Here is a 13521-nt window from a genome sequence, read left to right on the forward strand (position 1 = left end):
TCTTTTATCCTTATTTTTGATATGATTAGACAAGGAGGAAAATATGAATTTCGAGACTATTGAACAAGCCTTTCATCTTATCTGGGAGAACACTCAGGTGCTTGCAAATCAATTGAAGACAAGTCTTTATGATGCTTTAATTGAACAAAATGGTTATTACCTAGAAGGTAGTGAAAAAATAGCAAGCGTCAAAGAAAATAATGCTAAACTTCATCACTTATCTCTAACCAAAGAGGAATGGCGCAAAACTTTTGAATACCTCTTTATCAAAATGAATCAGTATGAAAAATTACAGACAAACCACCAATTCACACCGGATGCTATTGGTTTTTTAATCTTGTTTTTAATGGAGACAGTGACGGCTGATAAACCACTAACGGTGATTGAAATGGGAAGTGGTACAGGCAATCTTGCTCAAACAATTGCCACTAATAGTGAGAAAAAACTCACCTATCTTGGGATAGAATTAGATGATTTATTAATTGATTTGGCAGCCAGTATTTCAGAAATTATCGACTCATCAGTGAGCTTTTTCCAAGCAGATGCTGTTCGTCCTCATATCTTAAAAGAAAGTGATGTGATTATTAGTGATTTACCTGTCGGTTACTACCCTAATGATGCTATTGCTTCAAGGTATCTCGTAGCGGCTAAAGAAGGCCACACTTATGCCCACCACTTGATGATGGAACAAGCCATTAAGTATCTTAAGGATGATGGAATTGCTATCTTTTTAGCGCCTTTTGATCTTTTAACGAGTGAGCAAAGCACGTTTTTAAAGCATTGGTTGGTCGATGCGGTGGATTTACTCGCCGTTTTGACTCTGCCTGAGAATCTCTTTGGTAGTAAAGCCAATGCCAAGTCACTTTTTCTCATGAAAAAGAAATCCCAAAAGACTATCGAAACATTTGCTTACCCTATTTCTGATTTGCAGGACAAGGAAAATCTGATTGAATTTATGGAAAATTTCAAAAAATGGGTTAAAGACCATTACAATTAAGCTAAATTTTGCTATAATGGAACAATAGAAAGAAAGGCTAAATTGAGGTGAATTATGTCAAAAACTATTGCAATTAACGCTGGAAGTTCAAGTCTTAAGTGGCAACTTTATAGAATGCCTGAAGAAGAGGTATTGGCAAAAGGGGCTATTGAAAGAATTGGTAAATCAGATGCTATCTCTACTGTGAAATATGGAGATAACAAAGAAGAAGAGATTCTTGAAATCCTTGACCATACAGCAGCGGTTGAATTACTACTTGCTGACCTTAAAAAACATGGGATTATCGAAGAATTTGAAGAAATTACCGGCGTTGGTCACCGTGTCGTGGCTGGTGGAGAAGACTTTAGCGATTCTGTTATTTTAGATGATGCGGCGATTGAAAAAGTGTCTGAACTAGCTAAGTTGGCGCCTCTTCACAATGGTGCGGCTGCAGATGGAATGAGAGCATTTAAGAAATTATTACCAAACATCACAAGTGTAGCCGTTTTTGATACCGCTTATCACTCAAGCATGCCTGAGTTAGCTTACCGCTACCCAATTGCTGAAAAATACTACACTGACTATAAAGTTCGTAAGTATGGAGCACACGGAACAAGTCATTTCTACGTTTCAAGAGAAGCAGCAAGACTTTTAGGTAAACCTGTTGAAGAGTTGAAAATCATTACGGCTCACATCGGAAATGGTGTCTCAATCACCGCTAACTTATACGGTAAGAGTATTGATACCTCAATGGGCTTCACTCCACTTGCTGGTCCAATGATGGGAACACGTTCTGGTGATATCGACCCAGCCATCATTCCTTACTTGGTCAATGAAGTGCCAGAATTAAAAGATGCCGCAGCAGTTGTCAATATGCTTAACAAAGAGTCTGGGCTTGCTGGTGTTTCTGGCCTTTCAAATGACATGCGTGATATTGAGAGTGCCAAAGAAAAAGGCGATAAAAACGCAACACTTGCCTATGAGATGTTTGTTGATCGCATTAAGAAATTCATCGGTCAATACCTAGCTGTTTTAAACGGAGCTGACGCCATTGTCTTCACCGCTGGTATGGGAGAAAACGGCACACATATGCGTCAAGATATCGTTGATGGTCTCTCATGGTTTGGTTTAGAACTTGACCCAGAAAAGAATGTCTTTGGTTACCAAGGCATCATCTCAAGTGAAAACTCTCGTGTGGCTATTTTATCAGTTCCAACTGATGAAGAATTGATGATTACACGCGATGTAGAACGCTTGAAAAATCAAAACAAGTAACAATACAATGAAGTCGTTAGCCAACTAACGGCTTTTTTCTTTGAAAAAGTATAAATACCCGTATAAAACGCGCTAAAAAAGCTTTTTTATGGATAATCATACTGATTAAAGCGGGAATTGGCTGATAGCGTAGTGCTATCAAAGCTAGATTGCATAACAAAGTTTTTCAAATGATAAGTCAATTATTCTTCAAATATCATCAGTGAAAACGCTCTAAATATGGTATAATATAAAAAAGTATAAAGATACGGGAAGATGTCATGGCAAAAACAACGAAAGAACTTGAAATTGAAAAGCGTTTGATTGAACAACTTATCACTGGCGATAGTCAATGGTCTTATCGTCCAGAATTAAAGACAGAAGATTCTCTTTGGGAGAATTTTTTTCAAAAACTGGAGCAAAATAATCTGTCTATTCTTGGTGAGAACCTACTGACCAAACAAGAAAAAGAGCAAATCAAGGTGCAGTTGACCTTTACCAATTACTATGAGGCTGCTAAATGGCTGGCTGGGGAAAATGGTATCGCTAAGGTACAGGTGCAAAGAGAAGATGCGACACTTGGCACCATTCGTTTGGCGGTTATTTGGCGTGATAATGTTGCTGGTGGGAAATCTTCCTATGAAGTGGTCAACCAAGTCAAAAGACCAAAGGTCAATCCAGCGGATAAGGATAGACGTCTTGATGTCACACTACTCATCAATGGTCTTCCCATGATTCATATCGAGTTGAAAAATCATCAACATCCTTTCATGGATGCCTTTCATCAAATCAGAAAATATGAACGAGAAAACAAACTCAAAGGGATTTATTCCAGTCTTCAAATGTTTGTCGTCTCAAACGTGACTGATACACGCTATATTGCTGCTGCCAAAGAAAACAAGCTTAACGACCAGTTTTTAACCAAGTGGGTTGATACTAACAATCAACCTATCATCAATCTATTTGCTTTTGCCGATGAGGTGTTACGGATTCCCCGTGCCCATCAAATGGTCATGCAGTATTCGGTCATTGATGATGCCAAAAAGGCCTTAATTCTTTTAAGACCTTATCAAGTGCATGCGGTTGAAGCGGTACAAGAAGCTAGTTATCAAGGCAAGTCAGGTTATGTCTGGCATACCACTGGTTCTGGTAAGACCTTGACGTCTTATAAGGTGGCAAGAAATCTATTGCAAATCAACTCGATTAATAAAACGATTTTTGTCGTGGATAGACGTGACCTAGATCAGCAAACGACGTCTAGTTTTTTGTCCTATGCTCAAAATGACACGATTGCCATTGATGAAACGGACAATACCAAGGAATTGGTGCAACGGCTCTATAGCGATGAAAAAACAGTTCTTGTCACCACCATCCAAAAATTAGAGGCCATGCAACGTAAGGTTGATGATGGGAAATATCAGCGTGAAGCTGAAAAGATTAGAGGTCTGCGCGTGGCTTTTGTTGTGGATGAGTGTCACAGGGCAGTTAGTCCTCTTGCGCAAAGAAAACTAGCCACCTTCTTTAAACGTTCCTTGTGGTATGGTTTTACAGGAACACCAATTTTTGGTGAGAACAAACGTCAGGCGCTGGGGGATTTGCCACAAACAACAGAACAACTCTATGGGGAAAGACTGCATGAGTACACGGTTAGAAATGCCATTCATGATAAAGCTGTTTTAGGCTTTAAAGTCGAGTATGTCAACACGATTCATAGTGATCAAATTAAGAGTGAAGATGATATTCAAGATGAATACTATGAAGATGAAGAACATATGTTAGAGGTGATTGATTATATCATCAATAAATCAAGAAGCAAGCTAGGTTTTCAAAAAGGGGTTGGAAAGACCTACAATGCGATTTTAACGGTTAAATCGATTCCGATTGCTCAACAGTATTATGATTTGATTCAAGCGGTTAAACGCGGGGAAAAGCGAGTTCAGATTTCAAATCAGGTCAAGAAAGTCTTGCCTGACTTTCCTAAGGTTGCCATCACCTACTCGGTCACAGAAAATGAAGAAAGTTCTATCGACTATCAAGAGAAGATGCAAGCATCAATTAATGATTATAACCAAGAATTTGACACGCATTTTAGTTTGACTGATTTACGTGGCTTTAATACCGATGTCAATAATCGCTTGGCGAGAAAACGTGATATCTATCAGCATCGTCGTGAACAGTTGGATTTGGTGATTGTGGTTAATCGTCTCTTGACAGGCTTTGATGCGCCTTGTCTGTCCACCCTCTTTATTGATAGACCACCCATGTCGCCTCAAGACATCATTCAATCCTTTAGCCGTACTAATCGTATCTTTGATAGTAGAAAGCGCTATGGGCAAATCGTTACCTTCCAAAGACCTGAGCACTATAAGGAGAGTGTGGATAATGCCATTAGACTTTACTCTAACAGTAAAGAAGGGTCGGGATACATCCTAGCACCTGATTGGGAAGAAGCAAAAGCTATTTTTGAGGAAGCACTGACGATTTTTCAAGCACATTTGAGCGATAATCCTGATATTGAAACAGGTATTGAAGCTGTTAGTACGGTTATCTTGAAAACATTTGCTAAAAACTACCAAGCCTTTGATAGAGCCTTTGCTGCCATTCAAGTTTATTTTGAGTATGATGAAGAGACCATCTATCAAGAAAATCATTTAACACAAGAATTATTAGAAAACTACCAAGGACTTTATCAAAATGTCCTAGCCGAACTCAAGCGTCGCTCAGAAGGTGGTGATGGTGGCGATGATGGTGTCCTTGTAGATATCATGTATACGTTAGAGTCCGTTCATATCGATGAGATTAACTATGAGTATATTATTAGTCTTATCCAATCCTTCATCCCAGAAAGCGATGATGATCAAAAAGAGATGACACCAAAAGACATTGAAGCGATTGATGGCTATATCGACAATCTTGGTAAGACTAATCAAGGATTGGCAGCACTAATCTCAACACTATGGCTACAAATCCAACTCGATCCTGAAAGTTATCGCGGACAGTCGGTCAATTACATCCTGCAACAAATGATTGACGAAGTGATAAAAAAAGAAGTGAAAGAGCTAGCAAGAAAATGGTATATCGGAGTAGATGAGTTGCTGTACTTGGTGGAACACTATCAAAAAGGTAAAAAGCGCCAACTCGGAGAACAAGACCTCAACCAGAGTCAGCGCTATAAAGACTACCAAAATGAAGTTGCTGAACCGCTCAACATCTTTAGCTATAAAAATGAAATCAGAAATGACTATATCAGACTGATAGAAGAGGTTATCGAGCCATTGAAAGTGGGGAGATAGGATATGAAAATTCAATTAATAAATTATTCTGGAGAAAATGTCAATAACTTTGATATTAAAGACTGTCATCGATTTGATAATTTTGTTTCGTTAGATTCTTATGATTTGAATATCATTGATTTAACTGATAACAATGTGTGGACTTATGATAGTTTTGGTTATTCAGAAAGTAATAACTTTAAATATTTAAATATAGACAACGACCTTGAAAACTTAAGAAAAGCAATAGAACAATCAAACTCATCAAAATTTCTTTATTTATTACCACAAAATCAAAAATATTCTATATCTGAATATTGGGAAGGATATAACTCCCCAGAACAAGTTATAGAAATCGATTTAAAAAATATTATTGCAAAGTTTATTGAAAATCTTAAAAAGATAATCATTCATACTAATTTTGACCTTTATTATGAAAAAACATATACAACTATAAACAATTTAAAGATTGAATCTGACTTTTATTTTGACGATAAATCTGAACAAGGAAGTGACAATCTATCAGTTGATAAAGGTAAAAGAATACTATCAGATGGTAGTAAAAAACTTGTTTTTTTTGAAAATGATCGTTTTGCTTTAACAACTTTAAAAATAGATGACTCGGAAAAATTTTATAGTTTAATGGGTGAAGTATATGCTAATGATAATCTAGAAAAAGCACCTGAATGGTTTAATAATCTAAAAATGTTTGATGATGAAATTTATTTTGATGCTATTGCAAAAGAAAAACAAAATATAGAAGATTCTAAAAAGTTAATCTATAGTGCTCAAAAGAAGATAAATACAAATAAAAAATATGAATCTATTTTATATAAAACTGGCAAAGAATTAGAAGAAATTTTAATCTCCATGTTATCAGAGATGTTTAATCTCAATGATGATTTTATTGATACTAAAGATGAAGATTTTTTGTTTAAAAAAAATAATTTTCATTATATGTTTGAGTTTAAAGGGTTAACAAAAGACATCAAAAAATCTAATATATCTCAACTGATGACACATGTTTATAAATTTTCAGAGAGCAATAATATTGATTTGGAAAATATAAAAAGAATTATTATTGTAACAAGATTTAAGGATAGTAATCCTGAGACAAGAACAAAAATCAGCAAAGAGACTGTAAGTATTGCTAAAAATTCATTATATAATGTCTTAATTATTGATTCTTATCAATTTTTGAAATTATTTGAACAATTTAAAATCGGTAAAATATCCTCAGAAGATTGTTTAGAAAAATTTAATGGTACGGGTGAATTAATTGTTGATTCACTATAAATATAAAACACTATCTTGACAATAAAGGTAATTAAATATGGCGGATAATATATTAATACTTGGTAATGGTTTTGATTTAGCGATGAAGCGAAAGACTAGCTATACAGATTTTTTAAACTTTTTTGATTCATTAGTGAATGAAAATAAACCAGATGGATTTGATGAATGGTATCATTTTCAAAAAGATACAAATTTCGACATTAGTGAGTACAAAGACAATAATATACTTAGATATATTCATGAAAATAAAAAACAACTAGGTGATAACTGGTCAAGTATTGAATTAGCTATTACAGAACTTGCAGAAGCTTTTTATTTTGTTAAAGAAAATATTACTAAGTTGTCTGGCTATATATTTTCAAAACAAGAAGGAAGTATCGCAAGAAATCATTTCTTTTTTGAGAGATTGTATGGTAAAGATAATTATCAAGAAATAGAATTTATAATGAAAATCATTAGTGATAGATATTTTGATAGTCCATTAAAGAAATCATTGATTCTAGAAAAAGTTAATACTTTATTAATTAAGGATTTAGAACAAGTAACAGAATTATTGGAAATTTATCTTTCTTTCCAAGAATATCTTGATTTTGAAGTTAATCACTTAACTACCTCTGACACAGCCTTAGCTGCCATAAAGAATATTGAAATTTCTAAAGTGATTACTTTTAATTATACTGATACACCAGTTAAGCTTTTTAATATCCCAAAGGAACAACTACATTATATTCATGGGAAAATCGATATGAAACGACAGTTTTCTAAGATTAATACAATGGTTTTTGGGATAGAAGATAAGGAAATTGGAAAGATTAACAGTGATTTAATTCCTTATCAAAAGTACTATCAACGAATTGTTAAAGAAACTGGGAGCGCTTTTAAAAATTTTTTTAAGGTAAGAAATCACATAGGGAATCATGGTTTTTCTGTTAAAAATAGAAAAAATATTATAATATTTGGACACTCAGTTGATCCTCTTGATAAAGAAATATTTCAAGAATGTTTTAATTTAACAGATAAAAATGTTTATGGTTATAAATATATTTTTACTTATTATGATGAAAAAATAAAACGTTCAATTATAAAGAATTTAACTATTATTCTAGGTAAGGATAAAATGATAGAATTAACTGGAGAAAGAAAAATAGCGTTTATTCATAGTTTGGATTCAAATGGTTTAGCAAAAGAAATGCTTGATTAATCAGTTGTAAAATAAATACTAATCAAAAAAATTAAAAGAAAGAGAAATATGACAAAACAAACGATTCCTAAAATTAGATTTGAAGAATTTGATGACGAGTGGGGAAATAATACAATAAACAATATTTCTGAGAGATTTGATAATCTACGTATTCCAATCACAGCTTCTGATAGAGTTGAAGGGAAGACACCTTACTACGGTGCAAATGGAATTCAAGGATTTGTTGAAGGATATACACATGATGGCGAGTTTATTTTAATAGCAGAGGATGGAGCAAATGATTTAAAAAACTATCCTATACAATATGTAAATGGCAAAATTTGGGCAAATAATCATGTACACGTGCTTTCGGGTAATAAGAATAAAATTAACAATTTATTTTTTAAAAATTGTTTACGTACTGTAAATTTTAAAAAATATTTAGTTGGAGGAAGTAGGTATAAGTTAAATTCAGACATTTTAATGAAAATGTCAATTACTTTCCCTTCTCTCCCTGAACAACAAGCCATTGGTTCTCTTTTTAACACGTTAGATAACCTATTAACCTCCTATAAGGACAATCTGTCTCACTATCAATCGTTTAAGGCAACCATGTTGTCGAAAATGTTTCCAAGAGATGGACAAACAACACCTGAAATCCGTTTAGAAGGATTTGAAGGGGAGTGGGGAATGAAAGTTTTTTCAGAAATAATTGATAGAGTTTCAGAATCATCAGACTCTGAAACTCTTCCTAAGATTGAATTTGAAGATATTATTTCTGGTCAGGGAAGATTAAATAAGGATGTGAGTAAGAAATTTGATAAAAGAAAAGGAACTCTTTTTAAGTCTGGGTATATTTTATATGGTAAATTACGTCCATATTTGAATAATTGGTTACTTCCAAAATTTGAGGGGGTTGCATTAGGCGATTTTTGGGTGTTTAATCCCAAGAATAATGATTCGAACTATATTTTTTATTTAATACAATCACAAAAGTATCAGAAAGTAGCAAACGATACAACAGGTACTAAAATGCCTCGTTCAGACTGGAAGATTGTTTCTTCAACTAAGTTTCAGATTCCTAGCATTCTTGAACAACAAGCTATCGGTGCCTTCTTTGCCAATTTAGATGACATCATTACGTCTTACCAAGATAAGATAGACAGCTTAGAATCGCTTAAGAAAAAATTATTGAAAGACATGTTTATTTAAGATAATTTTACTTTATACAAGTTAGAAAGATAGAAGAATGTCAGAAAGTATAACAAAAGAAAAAGAAATAAACCAAGAACACGTGTTGGAAAAATTGTATTATTATAAAAAACAGATTGAAATTTCTAAAGAAAATGAATACTCAGAAAGTGATGCAGAAATTTTTGATGCTTCCCTTGAAATAATTGTTCAACTGATTAACGAGATAAAAAAATCAAAAGAATCTACATTAATTTTTAATAGTGCTACCAACTCTTTTAAAAAACTATTACAATCATGGTATAAACAGATAGTTAATATTGATTTGAATCGTTTACCAATGGCTTTTAGAAGATTAAAGCAAATAAACCACGATTACCATATAATGAAAATATTTTCTTTTATGGCAAATATAGAAAATACAACAGTATTGATTGGGGCAAATGGTAGTGGGAAATCAACTTTGATAGATACCCTTAGAGGGGTGAATAATAATCAAGTTTTTGTTCTTCCTGCTCAAAAGTATTTATATTTTTCAACTGAAACATTTGGTAGACAATCAATAAGTGTTAAAACTTACCAAGATATGATGAAAGAATCAACAATAAAAATTAACAGAACGGATTTTGATGATTATTTTATTAGAAACAAATTTACAAATCCATTTACTTATTTAATAACATTTTTGGTGAAAGAATATACTAATATTGCAACTAACAGAAGAAGAGGTGATGTTGATTTACCTGAACCAATTTTTGACAGATTAGAAAGAGTTTGGGATCATCTACTTCCAGAAATTAAATTTAAAATTGATCCGGATGATAGATTGTTGGAAGTTAAGAAAAATGACACAATTTATAATTTAAATGGTTTAAGTGATGGAGAAAAGTGTATTTTATTTTATATTGGAAATGTTTTAATTGCTCCAAAAAATAGCTATATTGTTGTGGATGAACCAGAAACATTCTTAAATTCTGCCATCTATAATGAATTGTGGAATTTGTTAATCACTGAGCGAAGTGACTGCCAATTTATTTTTGCATCCCATAATTTAGATTTTGTTCAGGCAAGAAATAATGTTACCTATGTTTGGTGTCATGAATATACAAAGATGGGTAAATTTAATTATGATATTTTAAATGAAGAAGATATTCCAATATCCCTTTTAACAGAAATTAGTGGCTCTAGGAAACCAATATTATTTTGCGAAGGAACTAAAGATAGTATTGATTATCAAATATATTCTAAGCTACTGGAAAATTATTTTTACATTAAACCTGTCAAAGGGCATAAAAATGTTATAGAATATACGAAAGCATATAATAAATTATCTAATGTAACTCATAACAAAGCATTCGGAATAATCGATAATGACTGGATGGAAGAGTCGTATATCATTCATTTAATGAATGACAATATTTTTTCTTTAGAATTTAATGAGATTGAAATGCTTTTACTTGATGAAGATGTTATTTTTTCTGTACTATCCTATTTTAATGAAGAAAATGAAATTGCTACTAAATTTAATAATTTTTCAGATAAATTAATAAACACGTGTCGTCAAGAAACTAAAAAAATGTCAAAAATAGCTTTAAAAAAGCAAGTTGATGATTATATACAGAATACTTTTATTCAAAATAAAGAACCAAGTAAGAGTGATATCTTAGAATTTTTTGATAGTCTAAAAACTAATTTCAATACTGATAGCAAATATCAAAAAATTATTGATAAAATTGAAAAGGCACTAGAAACGTCTAATTATCATAGTATTTTAAAAATTTGTAATCTAAAAGGTCAAGTATTAAATGGTTTAGGGGATAAATTGCTTGAAAATAATTATCAACTAAAAGCATTAAAAAGAATAGAACTAGATAATTCTCTTCGAGAAAAAATGAGAGAAAAATATTTTGCAACATTGATAGGTAAAGTAAATAATATAGAAAGAAATTAAAATGACTGAAAACATCAACTCTTCAAAAGATCTCTATCAAGCCTTGTGGAATTCGGCGGATATTTTGCGTTCCAAGATGGATGCCAATGACTACAAATCTTACTTGTTGGGGCTTATCTTTTACAAGTACCTCTCTGACAAGCTCCTTTTTCACGTGGCTGAGATGATGGGAGAACCCTCTGATAATCTCAGTGAGGCTTTGGAGCTTTACCGCTCTCTTTACAACGATGACAGCAACAAAGAAGCTATGATTGAAGTGCTCATGCGTGAGGTGTCTTATGTGATTGAGCCTGACCTCACCTTTATCGCCCTTGTTGCGCATATTCATGAAGAAACCTTCCAGTTGGAGAGTTTGGCACAAGGCTTTCGTAATATCGAGCAGGCTGACGAACTCTTTGAAAATCTCTTTGAGGATATCGACCTCTACTCAAAAAAATTGGGGGCAACGCCTCAAAAGCAAAACCAAACCATCGCTAGTGTCATGAAAGCTTTGGCTAATATTGATATAGATAGTTATATTGGAGATATGCTGGGAGATGCTTATGAGTACCTTATCGGTCAGTTTGCGACGGATTCGGGGAAAAAAGCCGGTGAGTTTTATACGCCTCAACCGGTTGCCAAGCTGATGACGCAAATTGCCCTGCTTGGCCGTGAGGATAAAAAAGACTTTACCCTCTATGACCCAACAATGGGTTCTGGCTCCCTCCTCTTAAACGCTAAAAAGTACAGCCACCACCCAACAACCATTTCCTATTTTGGTCAGGAGTTAAACACAACAACCTATAACTTTGCTCGGATGAATATGATTTTGCACGGTGTTCCTGTCGGTCATCACCTCTTGAGTAATGCCGATACCCTTGATGAGGACTGGCCAACCCAAGAGCCTACCAACTTTGATGCCGTTTTGATGAATCCTCCTTACTCTGTCAAGTGGAGCGCCAGTGAGGGCTTCAAACAAGACCCACGTTTCTCACCTTTTGGTGCCCTAGCACCCAAGTCCAAAGCCGACTTTGCCTTTTTGCTACACGGCTACTACCATCTCAAACAAGATGGCGGTGTCATGGCTATTGTCTTGCCACATGGTGTTTTGTTTAGAGGTAATGCCGAAGGTAAGATCAGAAAGCACCTGCTTGAAGAAGGAGCGATTGATACCGTGATTGGTCTGCCTGCTAACATCTTCTTTAATACTAGCATCCCAACCACTGTCATTATTTTGAAAAAGAATCGCACCACGCGCGATGTTTACTTTATCGATGCCTCTAAAGAGTTTGATAAGGGGAAAAATCAAAATATCATGACCGATGAGCATATTGCCAAGATACTGGAAGCTTACAAAAGCCGTGAGGATATAGAGAAGTTTGCCCATCTAGCCACTTTTGAGGAGATTAAAGAGAACGACTTCAATCTCAATATTCCTCGTTATGTGGATACCTTTGAAGAAGAGGAAGTCACACCACTTGCTGAGATTGTTGCTAACATCAATCAAACCAATGCCAATATAGAAAAGCAAAGCAAAGACTTGATGGCCATGCTCGGACAACTAAAAGGCACAACGCCAGAAGCACAGACAGAGTTGGAAAACTTTTTAAAAGACTTTAAGCTATAACAACTAACGGTTAGACTTTTTGTCTAATCGTTTTTTTCAGTCTTTAAATCTTGACAAAACAGTGTCTAGCGATTATACTATAAATGTAAAGCGAACTATACATTTGAGTAGAGAGAAAGACAAGAGATGAAAACGAGAATTCAGGAGCTGAGAAAGGCGCAAAAGCTCAGTCAAGCAGAACTAGCGGAGTCTTTAGATGTCACGCGCCAGACGATTATCTCTCTTGAGAGGGGGAGGTATACGGCATCGTTAGAGTTGGCTTTTAAGATTGCCAAATTTTTTAATCGTTCCATTGAGGATATTTTTTTATTTGAGGAAGACGAGGTTTAACAATGTTTTTAATCAGTTATTTTCTTTTTCAAAAGAAAACACGGAAAAAAGTGAAGCAGGTAATGTTTTGGCAGGCTTTGATAGGAATTTTACTGGGGATTGTCTTACTTTTACTTCCAATCAATCAGCAGCTATCAAATTTTTATCATAATTTTTGGTTTGGTTTTTCACTAGCTATTATCGTTGTCAGTCTCTATCAATGGTATGTGATTACCAATAAGAAAAGATTTGACGCTTTTTATGTCAAATTTGCTGATGAGCGTCAGTCCTATCTTCAAAATTTGGCAGCTCAAATCACTTATGTCATTGAAACGCTCTTGCTTATCGTTTTAGTTTTTTTACAGTCTTTTGCTCATTTCACAATTTCACTTCAATCACTACTCTTGGTTATCATTGCTATACATGTTTACGGATTTCTACTCATCAAACTACTATTAGAAAAATTACTTTAAGAGGTTACTAACA

The 13521-nt window shown here is 34.0% G+C and carries 10 protein-coding genes; all 10 read left to right on the forward strand.

What is annotated here, in order from left to right; genetic code table 11:
* The first annotated feature begins 43 nt into the window (after window positions 1–43).
* The 10 genes from JHK62_RS06795 to JHK62_RS06840 all read left to right on the forward strand — a co-directional run bounded on the left by JHK62_RS06795 (window position 44) and on the right by JHK62_RS06840 (window position 13508).
* A complete protein-coding gene (locus JHK62_RS06795; RefSeq protein WP_199576015.1) occupies window positions 44–997 on the forward strand; it encodes a class I SAM-dependent methyltransferase in 954 nt (317 codons plus the stop codon).
* Between the two features lie 54 nt (window positions 998–1051).
* Entirely contained in the window at window positions 1052–2251 is a 1200-nt protein-coding gene (locus JHK62_RS06800) for an acetate kinase (protein WP_199576016.1), read from the forward strand.
* Window positions 2252–2511: 260 nt separating this feature from the next.
* Entirely contained in the window at window positions 2512–5523 is a 3012-nt protein-coding gene (locus JHK62_RS06805) for a type I restriction endonuclease subunit R, EcoR124 family (protein ID WP_199576017.1), read from the forward strand.
* Between the two features lie 3 nt (window positions 5524–5526).
* Window positions 5527–6798: a hypothetical protein gene (locus JHK62_RS07920; protein WP_246447928.1), complete on the forward strand. Its 1272-nt coding sequence runs from the start codon at window positions 5527–5529 to the stop codon at window positions 6796–6798.
* A gap of 37 nt (window positions 6799–6835) precedes the next feature.
* Window positions 6836–7999, forward strand: coding sequence for an AbiH family protein (locus JHK62_RS06815; RefSeq protein WP_199576018.1), 1164 nt, complete (start codon window positions 6836–6838; stop codon window positions 7997–7999).
* A 48-nt stretch (window positions 8000–8047) separates the two neighbouring features.
* Window positions 8048–9190 (forward strand): restriction endonuclease subunit S, encoded by a 1143-nt coding sequence (locus tag JHK62_RS06820; protein WP_199576019.1) that lies wholly within the window; start codon window positions 8048–8050, stop codon window positions 9188–9190.
* Between the two features lie 37 nt (window positions 9191–9227).
* On the forward strand, window positions 9228–11120 hold the full coding sequence (locus tag JHK62_RS06825) for a DUF4435 domain-containing protein (RefSeq protein ID WP_199576020.1): 1893 nt from the start codon (window positions 9228–9230) through the stop codon (window positions 11118–11120).
* Window position 11121: 1 nt separating this feature from the next.
* On the forward strand, window positions 11122–12726 hold the full coding sequence (locus tag JHK62_RS06830; RefSeq protein WP_199576021.1) for a type I restriction-modification system subunit M: 1605 nt from the start codon (window positions 11122–11124) through the stop codon (window positions 12724–12726).
* A gap of 126 nt (window positions 12727–12852) precedes the next feature.
* A complete protein-coding gene (locus tag JHK62_RS06835; protein ID WP_199576022.1) occupies window positions 12853–13056 on the forward strand; it encodes a helix-turn-helix transcriptional regulator in 204 nt (67 codons plus the stop codon).
* 2 nt (window positions 13057–13058) lie between these two features.
* Window positions 13059–13508, forward strand: coding sequence for a hypothetical protein (locus JHK62_RS06840; protein WP_199576023.1), 450 nt, complete (start codon window positions 13059–13061; stop codon window positions 13506–13508).
* Window positions 13509–13521 lie beyond the last annotated feature (13 nt).

Source organism: Streptococcus pacificus (assembly GCF_016481305.1).
In the GTDB taxonomy this organism is placed as follows: domain Bacteria; phylum Bacillota; class Bacilli; order Lactobacillales; family Streptococcaceae; genus Streptococcus; species Streptococcus pacificus.

Coding starts and splice junctions, on each gene's coding strand:
- JHK62_RS06835 (WP_199576022.1), top strand. CDS start 12,853: ATGAAAACGAGAATTCAGGAGCTGAGAAAGGCGCAAAAGCTCAGTCAA.
- JHK62_RS06820 (WP_199576019.1), top strand. CDS start 8,048: ATGACAAAACAAACGATTCCTAAAATTAGATTTGAAGAATTTGATGAC.
- JHK62_RS06800 (WP_199576016.1), top strand. CDS start 1,052: ATGTCAAAAACTATTGCAATTAACGCTGGAAGTTCAAGTCTTAAGTGG.
- JHK62_RS07920 (WP_246447928.1), top strand. CDS start 5,527: ATGAAAATTCAATTAATAAATTATTCTGGAGAAAATGTCAATAACTTT.
- JHK62_RS06815 (WP_199576018.1), top strand. CDS start 6,836: ATGGCGGATAATATATTAATACTTGGTAATGGTTTTGATTTAGCGATG.
- JHK62_RS06805 (WP_199576017.1), top strand. CDS start 2,512: ATGGCAAAAACAACGAAAGAACTTGAAATTGAAAAGCGTTTGATTGAA.
- JHK62_RS06825 (WP_199576020.1), top strand. CDS start 9,228: ATGTCAGAAAGTATAACAAAAGAAAAAGAAATAAACCAAGAACACGTG.
- JHK62_RS06840 (WP_199576023.1), top strand. CDS start 13,059: ATGTTTTTAATCAGTTATTTTCTTTTTCAAAAGAAAACACGGAAAAAA.
- JHK62_RS06795 (WP_199576015.1), top strand. CDS start 44: ATGAATTTCGAGACTATTGAACAAGCCTTTCATCTTATCTGGGAGAAC.
- JHK62_RS06830 (WP_199576021.1), top strand. CDS start 11,122: ATGACTGAAAACATCAACTCTTCAAAAGATCTCTATCAAGCCTTGTGG.